The organism is Arthrobacter sp. NicSoilC5, assembly GCF_019977395.1.
Taxonomy (GTDB): domain Bacteria; phylum Actinomycetota; class Actinomycetes; order Actinomycetales; family Micrococcaceae; genus Arthrobacter.
The window spans coordinates 304,305-327,494 of the sequence record NZ_AP024660.1 but is presented as its reverse complement, the minus strand read 5'-3'; the positions used below and the strand labels follow the sequence as shown (position 1 = coordinate 327,494).

Annotated in this window: 17 protein-coding genes and 1 pseudogene; 6 read left to right on the top strand and 12 right to left on the bottom strand. The window is 57.3% G+C overall.

What is annotated here, in order from left to right:
- Positions 1 to 1,116: 1,116 nt before the first annotated feature.
- From LDO22_RS01455 to LDO22_RS01445, 3 genes and pseudogenes are all read right to left on the bottom strand, one after another.
- Positions 1,117 to 1,696, bottom strand: a pseudogene (locus LDO22_RS01455) (NADPH-dependent FMN reductase).
- A 408-nt stretch (positions 1,697 to 2,104) separates the two neighbouring features.
- Complete coding sequence (locus LDO22_RS01450) at positions 2,105 to 2,449, bottom strand: cupin domain-containing protein (protein ID WP_224025802.1); 345 nt, start codon at positions 2,447 to 2,449, stop codon at positions 2,105 to 2,107.
- Entirely contained in the window at positions 2,446 to 3,711 is a 1,266-nt protein-coding gene (locus LDO22_RS01445; RefSeq protein WP_275966964.1) for an NAD(P)/FAD-dependent oxidoreductase, read from the bottom strand. The genes LDO22_RS01450 and LDO22_RS01445 overlap by 4 nt, the downstream gene beginning before the upstream one ends.
- A 461-nt stretch (positions 3,712 to 4,172) precedes the next feature.
- Between LDO22_RS01445 and LDO22_RS01440 the strand changes: the two genes are divergently transcribed.
- The 5 genes from LDO22_RS01440 to LDO22_RS01420 all read left to right on the top strand — a co-directional run bounded on the left by LDO22_RS01440 (position 4,173) and on the right by LDO22_RS01420 (position 7,935).
- Entirely contained in the window at positions 4,173 to 4,421 is a 249-nt protein-coding gene (locus tag LDO22_RS01440) for a hypothetical protein (protein ID WP_224025801.1), read from the top strand.
- 174 nt (positions 4,422 to 4,595) lie between these two features.
- Positions 4,596 to 6,101: an NAD-dependent succinate-semialdehyde dehydrogenase gene (locus LDO22_RS01435; RefSeq protein ID WP_224025800.1), complete on the top strand. Its 1,506-nt coding sequence runs from the start codon at positions 4,596 to 4,598 to the stop codon at positions 6,099 to 6,101.
- Positions 6,102 to 6,140: 39 nt separating this feature from the next.
- Positions 6,141 to 6,878: a fumarylacetoacetate hydrolase family protein gene (locus tag LDO22_RS01430; RefSeq protein ID WP_224025799.1), complete on the top strand. Its 738-nt coding sequence runs from the start codon at positions 6,141 to 6,143 to the stop codon at positions 6,876 to 6,878.
- A gap of 613 nt (positions 6,879 to 7,491) precedes the next feature.
- On the top strand, positions 7,492 to 7,671 hold the full coding sequence (locus tag LDO22_RS01425) for a hypothetical protein (RefSeq protein WP_346347080.1): 180 nt from the start codon (positions 7,492 to 7,494) through the stop codon (positions 7,669 to 7,671).
- A gap of 42 nt (positions 7,672 to 7,713) precedes the next feature.
- The gene (locus LDO22_RS01420; RefSeq protein ID WP_263422189.1) at positions 7,714 to 7,935 is read left to right on the top strand and encodes a transposase; all 222 of its coding nucleotides are present in this window, start codon (positions 7,714 to 7,716) and stop codon (positions 7,933 to 7,935) included.
- On the opposite strand, the gene LDO22_RS01415 is transcribed toward LDO22_RS01420, so the two are convergent.
- The 4 genes from LDO22_RS01415 to LDO22_RS01400 form a co-directional block, all read right to left on the bottom strand.
- Positions 7,932 to 8,861: a bifunctional methylenetetrahydrofolate dehydrogenase/methenyltetrahydrofolate cyclohydrolase gene (locus LDO22_RS01415; protein WP_224025796.1), complete on the bottom strand. Its 930-nt coding sequence runs from the start codon at positions 8,859 to 8,861 to the stop codon at positions 7,932 to 7,934. The genes LDO22_RS01420 and LDO22_RS01415 overlap by 4 nt on opposite strands.
- A gap of 96 nt (positions 8,862 to 8,957) precedes the next feature.
- On the bottom strand, positions 8,958 to 11,432 hold the full coding sequence (locus tag LDO22_RS01410) for an FAD-dependent oxidoreductase (RefSeq protein WP_159630033.1): 2,475 nt from the start codon (positions 11,430 to 11,432) through the stop codon (positions 8,958 to 8,960).
- Positions 11,433 to 11,488: 56 nt separating this feature from the next.
- Entirely contained in the window at positions 11,489 to 12,352 is an 864-nt protein-coding gene (purU, locus tag LDO22_RS01405; protein ID WP_159630031.1) for a formyltetrahydrofolate deformylase, read from the bottom strand.
- 852 nt (positions 12,353 to 13,204) lie between these two features.
- On the bottom strand, positions 13,205 to 14,533 hold the full coding sequence (locus LDO22_RS01400; RefSeq protein ID WP_159635063.1) for an APC family permease: 1,329 nt from the start codon (positions 14,531 to 14,533) through the stop codon (positions 13,205 to 13,207).
- A gap of 704 nt (positions 14,534 to 15,237) precedes the next feature.
- Here LDO22_RS01400 and pmfR point away from each other — a divergent pair.
- Positions 15,238 to 16,650, top strand: coding sequence for a transcciptional activator PmfR (gene pmfR / locus LDO22_RS01395; protein WP_224025795.1), 1,413 nt, complete (start codon positions 15,238 to 15,240; stop codon positions 16,648 to 16,650).
- Positions 16,651 to 18,013: 1,363 nt separating this feature from the next.
- On the opposite strand, the gene nboR is transcribed toward pmfR, so the two are convergent.
- The 5 genes from nboR to LDO22_RS01370 all read right to left on the bottom strand — a co-directional run bounded on the left by nboR (position 18,014) and on the right by LDO22_RS01370 (position 23,151).
- Positions 18,014 to 18,613: a nicotine blue oxidoreductase gene (gene nboR, locus LDO22_RS01390; protein WP_159630021.1), complete on the bottom strand. Its 600-nt coding sequence runs from the start codon at positions 18,611 to 18,613 to the stop codon at positions 18,014 to 18,016.
- Between the two features lie 387 nt (positions 18,614 to 19,000).
- Complete coding sequence (locus LDO22_RS01385; RefSeq protein WP_159630019.1) at positions 19,001 to 20,134, bottom strand: XdhC family protein; 1,134 nt, start codon at positions 20,132 to 20,134, stop codon at positions 19,001 to 19,003.
- Entirely contained in the window at positions 20,127 to 21,155 is a 1,029-nt protein-coding gene (locus LDO22_RS01380; protein ID WP_159630017.1) for a VWA domain-containing protein, read from the bottom strand. Before LDO22_RS01380 ends, LDO22_RS01385 begins: the two co-directional genes overlap by 8 nt.
- Before the next feature lie 80 nt (positions 21,156 to 21,235).
- The gene (locus tag LDO22_RS01375) at positions 21,236 to 22,129 is read right to left on the bottom strand and encodes a MoxR family ATPase (RefSeq protein ID WP_159630015.1); all 894 of its coding nucleotides are present in this window, start codon (positions 22,127 to 22,129) and stop codon (positions 21,236 to 21,238) included.
- A gap of 197 nt (positions 22,130 to 22,326) precedes the next feature.
- Positions 22,327 to 23,151: a carbon-nitrogen family hydrolase gene (locus LDO22_RS01370; RefSeq protein WP_236560688.1), complete on the bottom strand. Its 825-nt coding sequence runs from the start codon at positions 23,149 to 23,151 to the stop codon at positions 22,327 to 22,329.
- Between the last annotated feature and the right edge of the window lie 39 nt (positions 23,152 to 23,190).

Genomic DNA, 23,190 nt, shown 5'->3' with positions numbered 1-23,190 from the left:
GGCTTGACGGCGGCCGCGGACGCATAGCCGTCTACGGCGATGAGGGTTTCCGGGTATGGCTGCCAAGAGGTTATCGTCTATGAATTTCCTGGAACCGACTGGCAAGATCGGAAAGGCCGTGACCTGGCTAAAGAGCTTGAAAAGGAAAGCACGGAATGAACTACCGAGCAAGGATCCCCGATTGGGTCACACCAGCAATTCCAGCGCCGCCCCTCCCTGCGGGCGTGACAACTGGACGGCACGGCTTTGATGTCATCTTTTACGATCCACTCTCTGCCGTAAGCGGGGGCCAAAGGTGGGATGGCAGGTTGAGTTCGGCGCGCGGAGGTTCCGATTCACCTAGGAAACAGAGGAATGTCGGGGCCACGCGGCCCGGCAGGATCAGTGCTTTGAAGGCTGTAGAAGGTGAACTGGCAATCCTGTTGTTGCGAAAGCGAAACGAGGAGTCGTGTTCCCGATTAACCACAAAGGTCAAGCCCTAGTTCGTCTCCCCTGATCGGTCCTTGCCAGGGTTGTTGCGGCCTCCTAGGATACGCTCGCTTGCGAGAGCGATACCAAGTAAGCCGGACCAACTTAGCGGTGGGATGGGCGGACCTTCGCCATGCCGGAGGTGAGGAGCGCCACGACGCTGGAACTGACGCAGAGAGAGGCTCCGCCGGAAGGTTGGCTCGTAGCGCTCGTTGCAAACACCCATATGGCCAACCGTCTGGTTCCCCACGCCATCTCCCCGCGGCAGCGGCCTGGACCGCACCGGGAACCCGCGGGAAGATCTTTCACGAGACTACCGGCCGGTCCACGGGCATGTAGAAATGCGGTTGGGTATATCGCTGGCGCCTTCGCAGCCAAACTTCCGAGCAAGGACACCGGTGCAGCATGCACGAGCCTCATCGAACGCGAGCCTGTTGTCGACATCCACGCAGGAGAGGCCAGCACCGGCCGGGGTCATAGATAGCCGGTGGTGCGTGCAGGCGAGGACTGCGATGTCGCCTCGACATGCACGAATTCATATTTGCTCAGTTAGCGTTAATGCGGCCAACCTGGCGATCGGTGCTCACAAGGAAACTCCAAAGCAAAGAAGCACCAAAACCTACACACATTCCTGCGGTGCATCGTTTTTTAGCGGGATAGCTTGTCCTGATCCGGCTCCGTATCGCCGATGTGCCCGGCTGTGTTTGCCGCAGGACTCGGGCGACGAAGGCGCCGGACTCGTCCATGTGGCGTAGGAACTTCGCCGTGCGTTCATCCTTGACTTCGCCCCGTTCCTCAAATACGTCGATGTCATATGAACCTACGCTTCAGGCGAATTCAGTTGGGGTGCTCTAGGAAGCTGAGGATGCTGAGGAAGGACGACCGCATCACTGCTGTGCCGATGCGTCCGGGAGAGGTCCCGATGATTCCCGTGCGTTTACGGGCGAATGAATTCGTCCCCCAAGGACGAGAACCACAGTCAATAGCGTTTTTAAGGGCACCGGGAATGGAACGGTAGTATTCGTGAGACACGAAGAGGATACCGTCGGATGCTTCGATAGCACGCTTCAGCGACTAGGCATTCCGGGGAGAAATCGGCGTCGTAGTCATAGCTATAGAGCGGGAGATTCTTGATGGGGATTTCGCTGGACTCGAGGTCATTCTGGGCAAGACTTATCAAGGCTTGCCAGAGAATCCGATTTATGGAACCGGCAGCCAAGCGCGCTATGACTAGCCAATTTTAGATTTTGCTGTCAAAACCTCAGTGTCCTTTCCTTTGTATACGGAGACTGTGACCAGACTTGTCCGGAGGCCGGCTTATTCGGTGACCCACCCGAGCCAGGGAAGAAGATCGCGCACTTCCGGACTGCGATTTGCAGCGGGCGTCCCCGAGAGTGACGCAGGAAGGTCCGTGTCACGGGATTTCTCCGCGGACATGCAGCCGGCCGCGAACAGCCCATCTCGGAAGTAAAGCGCGCGATGCTCGGTTGACCGCATGGGGCAAAACCTGGGACTGAACGGGTGTGACGAGTGCTTGTTCACGTCTAGACCTTCTGTAGAACGATGGATGTAAACGTCTTTCGCTTTGGCCCGGGAGTAAAAGCCTTCCGGGATGTGTGCTTGCCCGTGTGCTGGTTCACACTCGAACTGTGGCATAGGACTTAACAAGGGTGCTGTCGATGCTCCATCGACCTCTCCAACCGTTTTCAAGAATTAGGACTGTTCCGGGTTTGAGCGTGATCAGCGAGCCGTCATCATGAGTCAGTTGGCCTTCTCCTTCGAGAACGCTTATAAATTCCTCGTATCCCTGATGGACTGTGGTGAATTCACCAGGGCTGACCCGCCACAACCCAAGTTCCGTTTTGTCATCGGTGAATAACACGACAGTGCTCGCGGCGGGTGTCCCCTGGATGATTCGTTCGGAAGCAACCGGGACCGGTTTTGGCCAGTGCGCTGAAGAAGCGTTAAGTACGGTGCTCATGCTTTGGTTCTTTCGGAATCTGAGTTGCGGGAACGTGCTTGAAGGCGCTGAATGACACGTCCTGCTGCCCGCTCGCCGCTGCGTATAGCTCCTTCCATTAGGCCTACAAACTCCGGTTCGCTATATTCGCCGGCCCAGAAAACATCTCCAACCGGTTTCTCCAAGAGAGCCGTTCCAGCGGCCGTCACACCTGGGGCGTGGGCGGCATATGCCCCACCTGCCAGCGGATCTTGAGACCATATAGTGGTCAGCGCGGAAGCGTCCTCTGGGATGGTGAGATCGGACCGGAGTGCTCGCGCCTTAGCAACCCATTCCTCCGGGTGTTGCCTAAGGTTGGCGCGGGTTATTGCTGATGAGGAACCCATAAAGGCGTTTAGGACTGGGACCACTCCCCCCGATTCATCGGTGGCCGTCCAAGTCCAGTAGCGGCCTTCCACCGACATGACAGCACTTGTGGTGGGCTGAGTTTCCAAAGGGAGGTGCAGTTTTGCAGCATGACCTTGAAGAACGTACTTCAAGGCTGAGTTGCGCGCTTCGTTCGTGGGCAGTGTCACCTGAGGGTGGCGGACTACGGCCAGTGGAAGAGCGACAACTACGGAATCAAAAACCGAAGTACCGCCATCAGTGGTGACGAGAACGCCCCCGTCACTAATGTTCTCAACCGCTTTCACGGTTTCGCCATAGCGGACAGCATCCCCAAGTGCACCTGCCATGGCATCGGGCAGCTGCTGATTGCCGCCAGCCACTCGCCAGCTGGGTTTGGGTTCGAACGATGCAATATGGTGCAAGGATTTCGCCGTAACCTCTGATGCGCTCACCGCCGTCGAGATCTCTATGCGGGCACGAAGGGCGTCCACCAACTCCGGCTCGTCGGGCAGGTCGGCCAGCAGCGCTTCGGCGGTCCCTTGGAGGCCACTGCTACTGGCTAGTTGCAGCGCTTCCCGCCCGGTACGAATAATGTCATCACAAGTGATGTCAGGCACGTCGCCGGGCTCACGAACGTAGTAGCTCATGCCAGTATCAACCAAGCGAAGCCCGAACTGGGAAAGCAACCGTCGCATTGAGGTATAGCCGTCAAGAACGAATTCCGCACCTCGTTCTATGACATAGCAGCCGGTGGGCGTGTCAAGCGTTTCGGACCACACTCGACCGCCGGGGCGGTCGCGGGCTTCGAATACTGTGACGTGCTCTCCGGCTTCGGCAAGTTTTGTAGCAGCTGCCAGCCCAGCCAGGCCGGCACCAAGAATCCCTATGCGGCCCATACAGCCATCTCCTTTTCGTTTGTTCAGGGGCGCAGACAGATTTCATCCGCTGCTTCCACCTCAGGCTAGGCCGCTTGGTTCACGGTGAAAATCGTGCGAAAGCGAGAAATAACTGCCGTTTTTGTACTCTTGGACAGTCCTTGCGTAGTCCTGGCACGAAACCCCTAGGGACAAGAGCGGCCGAGGAGCTTATAGACAAAAGAATACGGTTGTCCTGCAGACAGTCCTTACAGGCGCAGGGAAGACATAGTTCAGACTCAAGTACAAAATATGTACAGAAGTTATCCGCAAGAACTGTGTTCGGACCACCCTTCGCGGCTTCATACTCACTGCTACAGGCGTAGGGCCGTGAACTGCTGCTCGAGTTCATACTGAAACAACAGATCCCACAAGAATCGCTCTCATGTCTGAAAGATTGCCTGGTCGGAAACTCGCGAACCGCTTCGGAAGGAAACTTTGGCATGGCAGCGCACATAGGCTCTTACAACAAAGTCATCACCGTAGATCATCGATATGAGATGGAAGAACGACTCAGCGCCGTGGTCGCCGAGGCAATGGTGCACGCGCTCCACACTTCAAAACACGGGATTGTTGTCACGCGTCATGATCAAAAAACGTTCAGTGTCCGTCTTTCGGCGGACATTACGCCAGGGACTACCGTCGAACGGGATCTGTGGAGAAACAATATTGGATATTTACCGGACATCTAACGCTCACTGGTTACCTCCGAGCGTGAAGGGCTTTTTACGCATGCGGCCCCGATTGTCTCGCTCCGCGCACCTTGGCCGCAGATTCACGTCTTTCGTGAATTAATCCCCCTTCGCGCCATGTGCAGTGCCCGCAGGGCAATCATCGCTTACAAATCAATCTCTTGAGGACTACAAATGACCGTTGAATCAGCTGCGCTGCCCACCACTCCCCAAGAGCGCGAAGCATCTCTGCTCGCGTCTGTGCCGACGGGCTTGCTGATTGGCGGCCAGTGGCTCGACGCGTCCGACGGCGGCACGTTCGATGTGCGTGATCCTGCTACCGGGGAGGTCCTGACCACTCTGGCTTCCGCCACTAGCGAGGATGCTGTTGCCGCTTTGGACGCAGCTTGCGAGGCGCAAGCCTCGTGGGCGCGGACCGCTCCCCGAGTGCGCTCCGAGATTTTACGCCGTGCTTTTGACTTAGTAACAGCACGATCGGAGGACTTCGCGCTGTTGATGACGTTGGAAATGGGCAAGCCACTCGCGGAAGCCCGGGGAGAGGTCGCTTACGGGGCTGAATTTTTGCGGTGGTTCTCCGAGGAAACCGTGCGGGACTATGGCCGTTATCTCACCACCCCCGAGGGCAAGAACAAAATCCTGGTCCAGCACAAACCCGTAGGACCGTGCCTGCTGATAACCCCGTGGAATTTCCCCTTGGCGATGGCTACGCGAAAGGTTGCTCCCGCAATCGCCGCTGGCTGCACGATGGTTCTCAAGCCCGCCAAGCTGACACCCCTGACTTCACAACTTTTCGCCCGAATCATGATGGAGGCCGGTCTTCCCGCCGGGGTTTTGAACGTTGTTTCTTCATCATCGGCTTCAGAGATATCTGGACCGCTGCTGAAGGATTCGCGCCTGCGGAAACTTTCGTTCACGGGGTCCACTCCCGTCGGCAGGCGCCTTATGGCAGAGGCATCGCAACATGTCCTGCGGACTTCAATGGAGTTGGGCGGCAACGCGCCGTTTATCGTGTTTGAAGATGCAGATTTGGACAAAGCTGTAGAAGGTGCCATGGCGGCGAAGATGCGGAATATGGGTGAGGCCTGCACCGCTGCAAACCGGTTCCTCGTCCACGAATCCGTGGCTCAGGAATTCACTCGGAAGTTTGCAGGCGCGATGGGCGCCCTCACCACCGGCCGCGGCACTGACCTTACTTCCCAGGTCGGCCCGCTTATTGACGACGGTGCCCGCGACGACGTCCACGCCCTCGTCAAAGCTGCCATCGATGCCGGGGCCGTCGCCTTGGTCGGTGGGGGCCCCGCGGAGGGGCCAGGCTACTTCTACCAGCCCACTGTCCTTGCCGATGTCCCTAACAATGCGGCGATCCTCAGCCAGGAAATTTTTGGTCCTGTCGCGCCGGTCACCACTTTCACCACTGAACAGGACGCCATCAAACTGGCCAACGCTTCAGAATACGGGCTGGCGGCCTACCTCTACAGCCGAGACTTCAACCGCCTCCTCCGCGTAGCGGAACAAGTCGAGTTCGGGATGGTCGGGTTCAACGCGGGCATCATCTCCAACGCCGCAGCCCCCTTCGGCGGCGTCAAACAATCCGGCCTCGGCCGCGAAGGCGGCACCGAAGGCATCGCCGAGTACACCACCACCCAATACATCGGCATCAACGACCCTTATGAGAACTAAACGACTGCCGGCGTCACTGGCCGACCGAACGAGTGGATAATGCGGCTCGCTAGGATACAAACGAACGCAGGCCCTCAGCATGCAGTGCTGCGGGACGGCGAATGGCACCACCTGAAGGACCCGTTTGCCAAGGTCATATCCTTTACAGGTCAAGTTACGCCCACGGAAGGGGCGAAGCTACTTGTCCCCGTTCTTCCCTCCGTGCTCATTGGAATGAGTCACAACCCCCCGGGGAAAAAACATGCGCTCCCCGTGCAGGCATGGCACAAATCAGTCCATACGCTTGCGAACCCGGGTGATCATATTCACCCGGTTCAGGACGCAGGTGCAGTACACGCTGAGGGGGAGCTGGCAGTAGTTATTCGCAAAAGCACTGTCGGACTAACTGCCGAATCTGCGATGGACTATGTGCTGGGTTACACGATTGCAAACGATGTCACAAACGCGGACCAGGGACTTGTCGACGAGAAACTTTTCCAAGCCAAAGCCGGGGTAAATTACACACCTCTTGGACCCTGGATTGAAACAGAAATCAGTGATCCTAACAAAGTCAGCATCACTGTCCGCGTGAACGGCCGTGTTGTAGCCGACTCAGGGTCCTTCAACCTACCCACGAGTGTGGTGGACTGTCTCGTATACGTCACCCGTTGGACGACTCTTGAGCCTGGCGACATCGTGATGACGGGCGCACCGGGGACATTCGCTGCTATTAGCCGGGGAGATCGCGTTCAAATCACCCTCGGGGGAATAGGCACTTTAACCAGCCCTGTCACCTGAGCGCCATAAAGGGCCACTCAGCGAACGGACGGTCAGAGACAGGCCCGGGAAGTGTCAACGCCTAGCATTGGCCTTGATCAAGGTGCCCAAACAGTACTACTCGCTCCGGGCACATTACTGGTCCTTCACAGATGAGCGTGTTTGCGGACCTCTGACGCCAGGGCCGGGAGTGTGTTCTGATGACGCTGCGGCATGGTGCGGAGGAGAGAGCTCAGGTGCGACTTTGAATTGTCCGCTACCAAGCTTCCAAATAACAAAGTGACCCTGCTAGGCCCAATGCTACTTGCAACCCGGGCGGTCGCTGGTGCGAGCGGGCCGGCGCCCTTCTTGATGTCGAAGGTATCCACGTCTGCTCTGTCACAGCGGCCGGGACCGGCCTGGTTCTGCACGTGGAGACAGCACAAACTGTCAGTGGCAGTCCGGACTGCGGCATCGTCGCGATCGGGCATGGCCGCCGACCGTCCGGCTCCATGACACCCCGTGTTTTTGACCGTCCGGTGCGACTGCTCTGGCCAAGCGAGTCTGGCGGTGCCCGGACCCGGATCGCCCAAGAACCGCGTTCACCGAAGAGCACGAGTTGGCCGGGCCCCGGGCAGAACTCACTGCCAGGACCGTGACATGGGCGGCCGACGGCCTGCAGCGTTTCGACACTTCGGTCTCCGCCCTGGCCCACCAGCTCCGCGTCTCCTGGCACACTGCCTGGGACGCCATCAAGGCAGAAGCCGCCCGGCGGATCACAACGGCCGGCAGGCTGACAGGAGTGGACGCTCTCGGCGTTGACGAGCACGTCTGATCCCATACCGGACCACCTGGCGCTGGTATGGACACCAGGGTCATGGATCACGTCCGCGACCCCCAAGGTGTGGTCCACGCCAAGTTGCTGGACCTTGTTCCGGTCCGTTCCGGTAAGGCCTACACGGACTGGTTCAAAGAACATGGAGAGAGATCTACGGCAGGCATCAAAACCGCGGCGCTTGATCCGTTTCGCGCCTTCGCCAACGCGATTCGCGACGAACTGCCCGAAGCCGCCACCGTCCGGGACGCATTCCAATTTTAATTAAGAGAAAGGTCCCGTTCGGCCGCCTCAACAACGTTGGCAAGGAGCATCGCCCGCGTCATAGGACCCACTCCGCCGGGATTGGGCGAGATCCAGGAGGCAACGTGCCTAGCGTCGGCAGCGACGTCTCCCTTAAGGACGGCCTTGCCGGTGCTGGCATCAGTGTTCCGCGATACTCCGACGTCTAAGACGATTGACCCCTGTTTGAGGTTTTTGCCTTGCACCATGCCTGGTACCCCGGCTGCGGCCACGACAACATCTGCACGCTTAAGCAGTTTAGGCAGATCAACCGATCCGGTATGGGCTGAAGTGACAGTTGCATTGCAGGCGCGCCGTGTTAGCAGCAGACCCAGGGGCCTACCAACTGTCACTCCACGACCGACGACAACCACCTCCAAACCATTGAGAGAGATCCCGTGTCTGGTCAGCAGCTCCACGATTGCGTTAGGGGTGCAGGGCAGAGGAGAAGTAAGATCCCCGCTGACGTTCAGTACGAGTCTTCCAAGGTTGATCGGATGGAGACCGTCAGCATCTTTTTGAGGGGCTATCCTTTCCAAGACAGCGTTTTGGTCGATGTGCGGGGGCAACGGCAGCTGAACTATGTAGCCTGTGGTTCGGGTATCTTCATTTAGCTCATCCAGTACGCTCTCCAATTCCCCTTGAGAAATTGTGGACGGTAAATTCCTACGAATGGATGCCATTCCCACTTCAGCACAATCTCTGTGCTTCCCCGCCACGTATGAATGGCTTGCCGGATCATCGCCGACGAGAACTGTACCCAACCCAACCGTCTTGCCAAGGTCCTTTAACGCTGCAACGCGACTTGCGAGTTCAGTTTTTACGGCAAGAGCTGTTGCCTTGCCGTCAAGGATTTTGCCAGTGTTCGCCAATTGGCCCTCCGGTTTTTGCATCGCGTCCTTAGCCATGGGCCTTCCATTCAGTGTTCGTGTGAGACTCCGGCTGTCCATAAGCCGCCCTGTCGACATCTGAGTTCATGTCAGGGGATTTTGAAGGACGTGGCTCTACCCGCGGAGTCGTTCGCCCTTGGGATCGTAAAACGGCCGCCGGGAGACCTTCGCGGGGTAATTCTGTCCCTTACACTTGACCTCGAAGTCACCCGAGAGGTCTACGCCAGGGTCAATAGCGGCAATTCCGACTGCTCGTCCCAAGGTGTGGCCATAGCTGCCGCTCGTCATGCGTCCCACGGGAAGGCCGTTGCAGTAGACCGTCTCGTCATGTACGAACACTGGATCCGGATCTTCTAAGGCCACATACACTGTCCGATGGTCAGGCGCTGCAGGATCGAGCTTCAGGAGGGCGTCCCTGCCCACGAAGCCTCCCGGTTTGTCCATGGAGATCGTGAAACGAAGGCCTGCCGAATACGGATCATCGATAGGCCCGATATCGTGGCCCAAGTGCCTGAATCCCTTCTCGCTGCGCAGTGAATCCAATGCGTGATAGCCGGCCATTTTCACTCCCAGATCCTGCCCTGCTTCCCACAGCGCATCCAGTACGTTCACTGCTATATCGGCGCTCGGATACAACTCGTAGCCTAATTCGCCAACAAAGCTAACGCGGAGACTATAGGCATAGCCATCGGCAATTTCGACCATGCGTCCGTGGGTGTATTTCTGTGCCCCGTCGGACCAGTCCTCTGGGGAAACCCTGCTAAGAAGTTCTCGGCTCTTGGGCCCCATGACTCCGATGGTTGCCAGAGCCGCCGTGCAGTCAAACACTGCGGCTGCTTTTCCCCGTGCGACTCGTTTGAGGTATGCGGCCGTCTTTTGCTGCGTGAACGATGGCGTAACGATCAGGAACCGGTCACGGCCGAGACGAGTGATGGTTCCGTCCAGTTCGATTCCCGCTCGATCATTCAAGAAGAGCGTATAGACGGCTTTATCAGTCTCAACGTCGACGTCTGCTGTTGCTGCCATCTGACAAACTTCGAGGGCATCAGGGCCCGCAACTTCGAACTTCGCGAATGGACTCAGATCGAAAAGGACCACACCCTCACGCGCCGCTTCATGCTCCTCGGCTACGCGGTCGAACCAGGTCGGACGTCCATAGCTGTAGTCATAATTGGGAGACGTTCCTGGGTCCCCGTACCAGTTCGCCCGTTCGCCGCCGTTTACTTCACCAAAGCAGGCACCGAGCTCAGCCAGACGCCCGTGAAGGGGTGTTCGACGAACGTTGCGGCCCGTCTCCATTTGGAGGTTCGGCCAGTGCATTGCGTACAGCCGTCCCAGGCCCTCTTTGGTTCGTGCATTAAGATACTTGCGATTGTTTTGGTGTTCCGCGAAGCGCTGTACGTCGACCGAGGATGAGTCAAAGCCGGGCGTTCCTGAAATGACCCACTCGGCCAACTCCTTGCCGATGCCGGGAGCAAAGATGATGCCCTGAGAGTTGAAACCCGCTGCGACGAAGAGGTTAGAAAGTTCTGAGGTTTCGCCCACGGCAAAGTTGGCATCCGGAGTGAAGCTCTCCGGGGCATTCAGAAATCGATCGAATCCCGCTGAAGCAAGAGCCGGCACTACCGCTTCGGCCTTGGCTCTAATCGGAGCGAAGTGTTCCCATTCCGGCCCGAACTCGGCGAAACCGCTGGATGGGATTTCCTTAAGCGGCCTTGGAAGCCCGTCAGGCTCAAATGCACCGACCAGGAGCCTCCCTGCCTCGTGACGGATGTAGTAGCTGTTGTCTAGGTCCCGATATACGGGCAGTTCAGCGACAGCCCCGTCAATCTCTGCGGATCGGACATGGATGTGTTCGGCAGCGTACAAGGGGACCTTCACATCGGCAGTGGCCGCGAGATCCCGAGTCCACAAACCGCATGCCAGAATCAATCGATCGCAGTGTACGATTCCTTGGTCCGTGAGCACGCCGACGACGAGATCACCCTGGCGAAGGATTTTTTGGACGGATACGTTTTCGCGTATTTGGGTCCCCAGGCCGTACGCGAGTTTAGCGAGAGCCACTGTTGCGTGTCCGGGATTGATATGACCATCGTCAGGTAGCAGGAGCGCTCCGGCGACTCCTGAGGAGGAGGCCAGGGGCCACAATTCCTCGTAACGGTCCTGACTCAGCCATTCAGTCCGTATCCCCTGCTGGTCGGCCACGTCCTTTGCATATAGAAGCTCATCAACGCGGCCAGCGGTCCGCGCAACGCTAAGGGAACCGGAACGTTGAAATGAAACGTCCAGACCTGACATCTGCTCGAGCTGGCTGTAAAAGTCCAAACCGTACTTGGCCAGTTTCGTCATAGTCGTGGTGCCGCGGGCTCCTGTGACCAGTCCTGCCGCATGCCAAGACGTGCCGCTGCCCAGGACATTGCTTTCCAAGAGCAGAGTGTCGTTCTCACCTGCAGCTGCAAGATGATAGGCAATACTTGCACCTATGATTCCCCCACCGACCACAACTGTCCGCACGTGCGTCGGCATTGGGTCGTGAGAAGTATCCGTAAACATCGTCGCGCTGATTGTGCGGTCGACAAGCCTGTCCATTAGGGGCCTCTTTTCTGCTCAGGTCAGTGCACGACCCAGGCACGGGATGGTTGTGCTTATTTGAAAACGACGGTGCGGTGGCCGTTTAGGAGGATTCGCTGTTCGGCGTGCCACTGAACAGCCCGGGACAGTGCTAGTCGCTCTGCGTCCTGACCTGTCACTGCTAGTTGAGCTGGGCTGTATTCATGTCCGACGCGGAGGACTTCCTGCTCAATGATGGGTCCCTCGTCCAGTTCGGCCGTGACATAGTGTGCCGTCGCCCCGACGAGCTTTACCCCGCGGTCAAATGCTTGGTGGTAGGGCTTGGCGCCCTTAAATCCGGGAAGAAATGAATGGTGGATATTGATGGCCTTGCCGAAAAGTTCGCGGCAAAGGTCGTCGCTGAGCACCTGCATATACCGGGCTAAAACGGTTAGATCCACGTGATGTTCTGCCAGGAGAGCCAGGAGCTTTTCCTCTGCTTCTTGCTTGGTTTCCGGTGTCACTGGAATGTGGAAGAACGGGATGCCATGAGCGTCTGCAACTTGCTGGAGAGTTGTATGGTTTGAGGCGATGAACGGAAAATCCACCTTAAGTTGTCCGGAGCGCCAACGGAAGAGTAAGTCGTTGAGGCAATGCTCAGCTTTGGAAACGAGCAATGCAACCTTGGGCCGATCGGCGGCATCAACCAGCGTCCACTCCATCTCGAATGTGGAGGCCAGAGCGAGAAAAGCTTTTTTCAGGTCGCCAACGGATAGGGCCGCTGGGCAAGACACCTGCACGCGCATGAAGAATCTGTCTTCTGCGTTGTCGTCGAACTGCTGACTGGCAAGAATATTGCAGCCGTGGGATACCAGGAACCCAGAGACAGCATGAACGATTCCAATCCTGTCTCTGCAACTGAGTGAAAGAATTACTTGGCGGAATTGGGCGTTTTCCATAGGACTCCTATTGGGAGATTTAGTTCGTTGGGGTGCCCGTGCGGGGAGGGACGGTTTGGACAGTGCCTAAAACTAGGCTTAGCCCTGCCATCTGCACCTGCATCCTGCCTCGACCATACGGCCCAAAATTCGGCGCGACCATGCAGTATTTGTATGAAAAGATCATAGTTTTCATACTCCAGAAGGCTGACAACTGAGAAAGCGGGAGCTTTCTGTGCACGTGTGGGTGCTGGCCTCACCGTATGCCTAGTCACGCCCACACTGCGCCGGTGTCGGCGACGCGCATAGGGGCCCTTGGCGAGCCGTGCTGCCGTCGCCCCGCTACACCGAGACTAGCGCCCCACAGCTGACACCTGGCGTCACCGCCTGCCAGAGCCACGCGATTACCTGGTCGAAGGAGCCGGCTTGGCCCAAATGCTCACAGGCACCAAACCGAGTCACCTTGTGCTGTTCTCCTGAAATCGTTGGCAGTCGGCTTCCCCAAACAGGGAGGGCACGACGCGCGACCGTCTATGGCGCGGAATGACCGAATAGCAACTGCTTCCATAAAACCGCTCGTGCCAGCCCAGGTTGGTCGGGCTGCCGGATTCATGAAGGCTTCTACATCCGTGGCGGATTGCGTGGCGCAACTGTCAAGACGGATTCTGAGACGTAATCGACCATGCGGCAGATCGCAGGCCTCCGTACACCGCCCATATGAATCACGAGCGATGTTGCAATGAAAAGGCTCCCGCCCAGGGGGACTGGACGGGAGCCTCTAGGCTTTGGGGCAATTTCGGAGAGTGCTGCCCGTCGCCGCAGTTGAAGCAAAGCGCCGTGGCCTGCCTGCAGTTAGTAGTGCAAATGAGGCCCCTACGTGGAAACCGCAGTCTTCCTCTTAATCCGGACGGACGCCACAAAGCCGATGAGGAACACGGCAACCGTCCCGATCATTACATAAGGCAGTGCGCTCAGCGGCCCCGCCACGGGGTACAAGATTCCATTGACGTAAAGCCAAAGGACAGTAGCCGATGCCAGGACAGCTCCAATGTTGACCAGAACGGACTTCCTAGGGCCGGTGCGGTTCAACAACACCGCACCGCCGATGCAGATGAGGAAGTATGGAATTACCCAGAAGTAGACCAACAACGTAGCGATATAACCATATATTTCCAGCGGCGCGGCTGATGTTAGCCATAGCATCACTGGGGGACCAACAAGCGAAGGAATTCCAAGGAAGCCAATAGCCGCCACTGGACTCTTGTGGCGCTTGCTGACCCTGGTTAATGCAGAAGGTAGGAGCCCGTCTGAAGCAGCACTGACAACAACTCGCGATCCGTAGTTGAAGAAGCCGATGAGGCTGGCGAAGACGGCAGCGGCAAGTACCAGGTCACTGATGTTCGACAAAAGGCCTACCCCTGCTGCTTCAGCTAGTACCGCATTCGGTGAGACACCAAGGGCAAGTTGATCAGCGGAATCGACAAGGGTGGGTACCTGGATCACTGTGGCAGCAAGGAAGGCCGTGCCGAGGACGAGGGGAACCACCATGATCGCCCGAGGAATAGCGCGGGTCGGGTTTCGGGTTTCAGCGCCAAGGGCTGCGCTGCTTTCGAAGCCGATGAAGAATGTCGAACCTATTGCTAAACCTTGGAGGAAACTGTTGAAGGTGAAATCGCTGAGGCTAGCTTGCCCCAGCAAATCGATATTTCCTGCGAAGGCGGTTGCTACGGTGATAGTCAACATGACCGGTACGGAAACGACTGTGAGGATTACGCTGGCCCGGACGGACACATCCAAGCCACGATAGGCGATACCCATGGCCACCAGCGCGGCCAGGACATAGATAACCAACTGAGTGTCCGGTCCTGCTGCGCTAGGCAGGCCCACGGACATGAGGAAACTTCCGATATACAGGCCCAGCGATACGACCAGAACCATAACTACAACTATGTAACCGGGCACCATGGCTGCCGCGATAATGAGCGGACTCCACGAGCCGAACACGTGGCGAATATACGAATAGAGAGACCCCGTCCCGATATACCGTCGCGCGAACACGGTGATAAAAAGCCCGATGATTGTGAAAGCCACGACGGAAGCGGCCATCGCTAACCACGAGGAACGCCCTGTGTAAGAGGCGAGAAACGCTGGCACTGCTGAAAGACCGACAGCGGGGATGAAGGACGATATTGAAAGTCCCATCACCTGCGAGCCGGTAAGGTGCCCTAACTGCAGATCTGCGTGGGCTGTATCTTGAGTCGGTGGGCCGTAACCACCGTCTGCTGATGCTCCTGCGTTTTCACAAGAAGTTTGCAAAGCTGTACGCCTTTCAGGTGAGTCGAGGCCACGGAGCGGCTACGACGCGTAAGTGCCATTTTCTTTAGAACCTTGTTAAGGCAGCGGGTGAGAAGATGCGTCCTTACACCTACTCGATAGTGACTTCGACGCGGTTGGTTCACGACTGATCTGTTTGTTCAGCCCGAGTCGTTCGCCGGTATTTTTTCAGCGCCTCACCAACTGGCCCAGCCTTTCGGCAGGATGCTATCCAGAAGGGGTTGAGTCTTGCTGTTCTCGCACGAATGAGAGCAGCGCCCTCCCGCCTCACGGAGAAACCAAGTGAAGCCGCCGGTCAACCTCGACGATCGATACGCAGGGATCGCTTAAAGAAGCGTCACGTCCTCGCTAGGGTGCTCCCAGGGGGGGGGCTCAGAACCGTTCAGCACAGCTTTGGGAGTCGAGCCATGAGGGGAGTCGATCCGCCGAAGTCATTCGTTAACTCCCCTTACAAAGGCCACACATTACGCAGCCGCTCCCGGGGTCCGAAATTGGGCTAGTGAACAAATTGTGGGCTGCCTTCGTTCTTTAGTACTAATTCTTCCCTCATCCACCAGTACTAAGATGCACGTATGGAACAGCAAATGCTGACGGTCAGGGATCTTGTTACTGCCCAAAGTCTGGGTACGAAGGTAATTGCCGGCGCGGGCGGCCTTGACCGGCAAGTTCTCTGGGCGCATAGCTGTGAGTTGAGTGACCCCGACCGCTGGCTCGGTCCGCATGAGTTACTGATGACCGTGGGTTTGTGCGTTCCACGAAGTGCCGAGGAACAACGGACTTTTATTGGCAAGCTTGACGAGGCCGGCCTTGCCGGTGTTGCCTTCGGGGATCACCCAAGTCTTCCCCCTCTCACGCAGGAACTATACGAAGAAGCAGAGAAACGCTCCTTCCCTGTGCTTCTTACGAACGATGCCACTCCCTTCGCCGCAATCGGGCGAACAGTTGCTGCTGCTACGGCCACTACCCAAACCATGCAAGTACTCAAGCTCAGCAAGCTCTACCAGTTGTCCACCTACGCCCGTACTGATCCGGTACGGATGATGAATGATTTGCAGGCGCTTCTTAGGGCTGGGCTCAGAGTCTTGGATGAGCAAACAGGGCTCCCAATTGTGGAGGGCACACCGCTGGAATCCATGCTCTCTTTGGCACGTGAACGCACCTATGCGCTCCCGGGGGACAATGACTCCCGGCTCATGATTTTGGAATACCCCGGGGAGGAGGTCAGCAGTTTCCTGCTAATCCACGTCCTGCAAGTGGTGGATGTCGCCTTGAGTCAACTTTTAAGGACTCTTCGACGCCGTGCGGAACGCTCCGCGCAAATGCTAGCGTCCGTCCTGGAAGGGCGGAGCCCGGAAGGCTTGGAGACCCTGCTTGGCCCGGGCGGCACTTCACTGGGATATCAATTTGTTGCAGTGGCAGCAGAGGACGGCAACAAGGTCGCCCGAGCCGCCTCCATCAAGTCACTGCCAATCCTGGCTGGCTCCGGAGGCAATTCGTTTTTTGTCCTAATGCCCGAGCAGAGCCGAAATGAGGTCAGGCAGCTGCTCCGCCGCCTCGACATCCGGGCCGGAGCATCGTCAACTTACCTTGACCTGCGGGATGCTAAAGCAGCTGCCGATGAGGCCGCAAAGGTTTTTTCATCCGGTGGGACGAACGACCAATGGACCGATTTCGTCGGAGTCCCTGTATCGCTGCTTACTCGTTCCAAAAAGGAAGCTTGCGCCATTGTTCAACAAGTGCTGGGTGGGCTTGCGGCTGCAGATCCTAAATCGACTGCTCTGCGTGAAACACTTTTCGCCTTCCTTGCCCACGACCGCAGCTGGAATGAAACGGCAGCCGCTCTCGGAATCCACCGTCAAACCTTGTCTTACAGATTGACCAGAATCAAAGAGGTCACAGGGCGAGACATCGCTTCTTCAGCGGATTTTTCGGCCTTCTGGCTCGCGTTTCAAGCCTGGCCGTCCTACTCGTCCAGATCCGACTGAACCCTACTGTCAAGTGCGATTCCAGCTGCTTTTCTGGAAGAGAGCCGTACCAAGGTTGGCGTCCCTTCCCGGTAGTTACGATCCATAACCTCTGCCTTTGAAATCAACAGTTCCCACTGGGAGTCCTAGGAATCACACAAAAAGCGCTCATAATTTTGGCTTTCGGTATCATGACTGCCGCCGCCGGAACGTCTAACTTCGATGAACAGGGGTTGTCGTTGGTTTCATGAGATACGGCAACCCCTGCGCAACAAGAACCGTAACCCAATTTACTTGCACCTTTCTATGGGTTGATACCTGTTCTTGCGCAGGTCAAGTCCCTGTAGTTAAGCCCTCCCCTTACCCTCTCGTCCACGAGAACCTGGGCTTGAGGAACAGAAAGGTCCGATAATGACAGCAACAGTTCCGGCCGGACACATCACAAAACCGGTCAGCTCCGTCCCCAGCCTGGGATGGCACCCTTACCTTTCACTTGAGCCTGCCGGTTCTGGTTGCGAAGAGCATCCGTGCAGATTTTGCAACATTCCGGAGACCGATTGATGTGTCGGGGAAGGGCAGGCAAGGGGCTGTGCTGTGCGTAACGGTATTCAACACGCCCGCGCAACGCCGCCGATACTATACATGCGCCCTCTAGCCAGAGGTACATCCCGTTTGACACGTGTGCAAATGAAGTTGCGAAGCGAGGGACTGCAGTTAGGTCGCGTCGTTTTTCGCTGGTCCTCGATTTGTCCAAACTGCAGGCGCCGCCGGAGAATGATCAGCACTTACCGGGGTGGATGTCGCGGACGCTGCGGACGCCCTTGGCGTCGAAGATGATAGCCTTTCACCTGCAGGCTGAGGAGGCACATGATTCGTTTCGCGGGACTTGCTTCTAGCTAGAAGCGGCAAGGGCCCGCGGCTGCTATGTTCAGAGAAGGTTATCCAGGACCTGTCAATTCCGATATCGGCACCTCGCCACAACTAACTTGCTCCTTTGACCGGTCAGGACCGAAAATACTTCACGGCTGGAGCAGAGGCGGGCGCTCTCACTGCGATGCATCCTGTCGAGGGTATTCGAGTCCCCCGTGGGCACAAGTAATCTCCACTGGCGCCCTTTCCGTTTCGGCAGCAGCTCTTCGACCCTTTGTATTTGACTGGCAAAGCCCGCTAGCAGCAGCCGGTAGGCCGGTCATCAATCCCAGCCAGCTCCATTGGTCATCGCTCGAAGCTGGCCCAGACCAAGTCTCTCTACGGCCAAATAGGGCCACAAGCAACCAATCCAACAGCGGTAGTAATGCCACGCAAGAACTTCCTTACTTCACCGACTCAGGCGTGCTCTCACAACGCCAAAGTACCTACCGAACATGGGTTGCAGCACCTTGACCTACAACAGGCGATTCATCTGCTCTATGGTGTCGATGTCCTCGCCAGTGGATTCATCACTGCAATCGACAAGGTCTACGAGCCACGGTTTCCGCTGCAAGAAAACCCGAGCCCCCGCATCCCCGCTAACAGTGCTAGCCACCGCTGACCTGAGTTGCGCATCGATCACCATGGGGTGACCCCTACGGAGCACTCCATCGTTTTCCATGGCGCGATACGCAGCCGAAGTAATGCGCCTCGGCCGATGGGAGAGGAGTAACCGATGAACAATGGCGACGGTAAGCCCTGGCTGATCTACCAGAGCTACGAGGAGGTGGTTATTTGGATGTGCTTCGGCATCACCGGCAAGGTAGGAACTTCCCATACCTGAGGACCAGTGGGAGTTCACCACCACCCGATACGGTTCAAGGTCTGCTTCGGCGCTTACCGCTTGTGCATCCGCTCCAAGAACAACCACAACCTCCTGACATCCGCCGGCACGCAGCGTGTGAGCGGCTGCCTCAACCAGAGTGCGGCCGCGGTACGGCAGGAGTGCCTTAGGACCACGCCCAAGACGTGTTCCGGCGCCGGCTGCCAGCAATAAGCCCGTTACCCGCGCCAAATCCCTGTCCTCCTGCGGGGGGTTCCTATGCGCCGCATGAAAAAACTGTCAGGTCCCATTGCCTGGTGCGATTCTGACGCAGCCTATAGTCAGTGCAAAGGATTAGCTTTCTCTCCCCCAGCCCTTCTAAGCGGATCCAGATAATCCCAAGGGAAGGAGCACTCGTTTCCACGACGCCGGAGTAGCGTGACGTGTAATCTTCAATTACCTGGATCCGGTCGCCCTCCCCTAGCATTTCCAAATCAAGTAGCTGGCCTTCGTCAAGTCTGCTGGGTGTGCGGTCTTCCGCTGACTTTGAAACCACCACGGCCTTGGTTGCCACCAACGCCTGCCACTGTCGGGTGTCTTCAAAAGGTTGCGTTGCCGACTCTTTTAGGTGCGGCATGGCTAGGCCGGGTCCGAGTGCACAGCGCCAGCCGAATCGCGCAGAGGGCGGCCAGTCCCTTGCCACCGTTTCGCAATTATTTCTGCCACAACTGACACTGCTGTTTCCTCCGGTGTCCGACCGCCGAGATCAAGTCCGATCGGACTATGAAGCTCGGCAATCTGCTTCTCCATTACTCCAGCCTCCAAGAGGCGGTTGAGTCGGTCCTCATGTGTCTTTCGAGAACCCATGGCACCTATGTAGGAGGGCCTGTATTCTTCTTCCAGCCGCAAAGCGATATCCAGGACAGGGACGTCGAACTTGTGATCATGGGTGAGAACACAAATGACCGTTCGGTTGTCCACCTTTCCCGCCGAAACTTGTTCCTGAAGGTAAACGTGAGGCCACGCTACGATCACCTCGTCAGCTCCAGGAAAACGGGCGGCGGTCGCAAATACTGGGCGGGCATCGCAGACGGTCACATGAAATCCGACCATTGACCCGGCCCGCGCGACTGCGGCGGCAAAATCGATGGCTCCAAAAATGATCATTCTGGGCTTCGGCTGATAGGAAGAAACAAAGACCTTCGCGCCCGTTTCCATGCGTTCTCCTCGGGGACCGTAGGTGAGCACCTTGGATTCGCCGGAAGCCAGCAGGCCCCTTGCATCGTCAGCCACTGCATGGTCCAGCATATTGCTGCCAAGGCTGCCTACAGCGTGGGTCGGCCAAACCGCCAGCCGCTTTCCCAGTATTTCAGGCTGGTCATGTTCGACGACGGTCGCTGTGGCAACAGGGTTACCGTTCTGGACGTCCTGGACGATCGTCCTGATTTCTGGGTAACTTTCCTTGGTGACTCGTTCAACGAAGACGTCGATTATTCCGCCGCAGGTTAGTCCAACCGCTACAGCGTCATCGTCGCTATAACCAAAGCGTTGCAGAACAGGGGTACCGTCTTCGATGACATCCTGCGCGATTTGGTAAACAGCTCCTTCAACGCAGCCCCCGGAAACTGAGCCGACGGCTTCCCCAGCGGTGCTTACAGCCATCGCAGCGCCCGCCGGCCGCGGGGCAGATTTAGACGTGCTGACGACGGTGGCGAGGGCGAAGGTTTCTCCGCGCCTCGTCCACTCTGCCACTGCTTCAATAACGTCACGCATTTGCTATCCGATCTGCTAGGTCCCTGAAAGCAGCCATGGTGTGGCCCGCGACCAGGGCATCGATGTGCGGGAGAACGGCCTTAATGCCGCTTTGTATAGGTTCATATCCAGATTTTCCCCGGTGGGGGTTGGACCAGATAACACGATGGGCCAGGCGATGGAGACGGGATACCTGATGCGCAAGATCTCTGGTATCCCCACGTTCCCAGCCATCACTTGCGATCACAACTACAGACCCTCTGAGCATTGCGTGTTGTCCCCAGAGGGCGATGAAGGCCTCTAGGGCTTCGCCCAGCCGGGTGCCTCCAGACCAATCCGGCACAGCGAATCCTGCGTCCAACAGCGCCACTTCCGGATCCGGGTGCTGCAACGCCGCCGTCACTCTGGTCAGGCGTGTGCCAATGGAAAATACTTCTGTGGTGTCGGCGTTGGTGGCTAAAAGCCGATTACCGAAGCGAAGAAAACTATCAGCGTAGGCTTCCATGGATCCCGAAACATCCACAATCAAGACAACTCGGCGGGGCTTTTTCGTTCGGAAGCGATACTGCAGTTGGCCTGGTTCGCCGCCTCTTTTTAGGTGGTCTCGGACAGTGTGTGCCGGATCAATGCGCTTGTGGCGATGGGTCCGCTTGTAACGAGCCCTTCTTAGCGGTGCTTTAATAGGCAGAGCAGCAAAGGCCTCTACAAGGTACCTCTTTTCCTCCGCCGACATGAGGGCCACATCTCTGTGTTGCAGGGATTCATCCCTGCTAGCCAGTGCAATCTGTTGCTCAAGTTCCGGCTGAGGGCTGTCGCCGCCTGCTGCGTCGGGCAGGCTTGCTTCCTGTCTCTCCGAAAGGGGCACAGGTACCGGAGGCTCGGATGAAAACCACAAGCGGAACGCCCGGTCGTAAGTCTCAAAGTCCGACCTGCTCTTACACAACGTAGCGCGTCCGGCCCAAAAAACCTCGTTGCGACGCTGGAGATCCAGAACGTTTAGGGCCTCAAGGTAAAGGCCGACCTGTTCTGCCCCTACGGTCATCCCCTCATGTCTAAGCGCTCCTACGAAGCCATAGAAAATTTTCAACCCTACTTGTGAGTGCATCGCCAACACCATTCACGTTAGGTAGGAAAGATGGTTCTCAAGGTGCTCAGGATCAGCTCCCTGTCGTCTTGGTCTTTGCAGAGGGCGCCAATAGTTAAGCCTGCACTGTCGGCGTCGATGTCCTGCCCGCCAAGGCGGTTCAAAGCCTGGGCCCAGTCGAGCGCCTCGGCTACCCCAGGGGAACGCCTCAAGCGTCCCTCGTTGCGCAAGGACTGAACCACGTCGACCACCTGCTGCGCCAGCTTCTCGTCCATGCCGGGCAGCCGGGTCCTGATAATTTCCAGTTCGCGGGCCGGCTCTGGATGGTCGATCCAATGGAAGTAGCATCGCCGTTTCAGAGCCTCGTGTAACTCGCGAGTCCGGTTGGAGGTCAGGATTACGATGGGTGGAACAGTAGCGGTGATAGTGCCCAACTCGGGTATGGATATTTGGTTTGACGCGAGCACTTCCAGGAGGAAGGCTTCAAATTCGTCGTCCGCCCGGTCAACTTCGTCGATGAGAAGAACGGCCGGCCCCCCCTGCAGGGCCCGAAGAATTGGTCGTGGCAGCAGGAACCGTTCGGTGTATAGGGACTGCTCTAGTTCCTCCGCACTCGTTGCCGAATTTGCTGCTTCCAGTGATCGCAAGTACAGAATCTGACGTGAAAAATCCCAGTCGTAGAGCGCCTGGGTCGATTCGATGCCCTCGTAACACTGCAGTCGGATCAACGGGATCCCCAGCATCTTAGCTAAAGCTTCAGCCAAGGAGGTTTTGCCCGTGCCGGGAGCACCTTCAACAAGCAACGGCTTATTCATGGCAACAGATAGAAAGACGGTGGTGGAGAGACCCTCGTCAGCCAAGTAGTTGACTGCCTTAAGCCGCGCCGCCATCTCACCGGGGCTTTCCGGTTTGGTCACATTGTCGTTACTCATTGTTTCGCCTTGCTAGTCGGTTTTAGAGGTCGTGGAGTGCGGCTTATGGCGATGTGAATTTATGCAGACACTGCATACAAGCAGTCGACGAGGGTCCACCGTCGTACTCAAACGTAAGAACAGCCGGTTCCGGGATGCCCCGCCCTATCGACAAGGCAGAACACCCCGAAGCCGGACCACTCGAAGTGGCCCCCTTGCTATTCCTGCAGGTTGCTCACGACCATAGTCTTACCCTTAGCAACCCAGATATCTGCCCGCCGGTCGTTAAGCACCGGGAAAGAAGTGCGCAGATCGTTCAACGAATCGAAATCGAGACGCGCCTTGAGAACGGTTTCCTCTTTCTCTGCCTGCGCCAAGATATTTCCGTTGCCGTCCACGATCTGACTGTGACCACCCAACTCCACCTTCTGGTCAGATCCTGTCATGTTGCACTGGACGACAAAGGTCTGATTCTCGATTGCCCGCGCGCGCCCCAGGGTCTGCCAGTGCTGAACTCGCGAAAGTGGCCAGCAGGCCGGTACCACATTTAGCGCCGCACCCTCCGCTGCGATATGCCGATACAGCTCAGGAAAACGAAGATCGTAGCATGTGCTAAGCCCAGTGATGGCCGTCGCGCGTTCCGTCTGCAGCTCCACGATCACGGGCTCGTCTCCCGCTGCTATCAGCTTTGGCTCTCCGTCGGAAAATCCAAATCGATGGATCTTTTTATAGGTGGCACGGATGGATCCTGCAGGGTCAAAAAGAACCGATGTATTCCACATGTCAGAAGCGGCACTGCTTTGCTCCGTCACCATGAAAGAGCCGGCATGCAGCCAGGCCTTTTTTTCCCTGGCCATTTTGGACAAGAAGGTGAACACCTCACTGTGCAGCGAGATCGCGTTCGTTCGCCAGCTGTCGTAGGAGAACCCGCCATGAAGCCAGAGTTCAGGCAGAACGATCAGGTCCGCTTTGTCGATGCCAGAAATCAAGTCCTGCGTACGCGAAATCCTGTCCTCGAGGAGCTCTGTCGAATCAAAGCTCACCTGAACAGCTGAGACGTCAAGCTGCCCGCTATTTGGGAC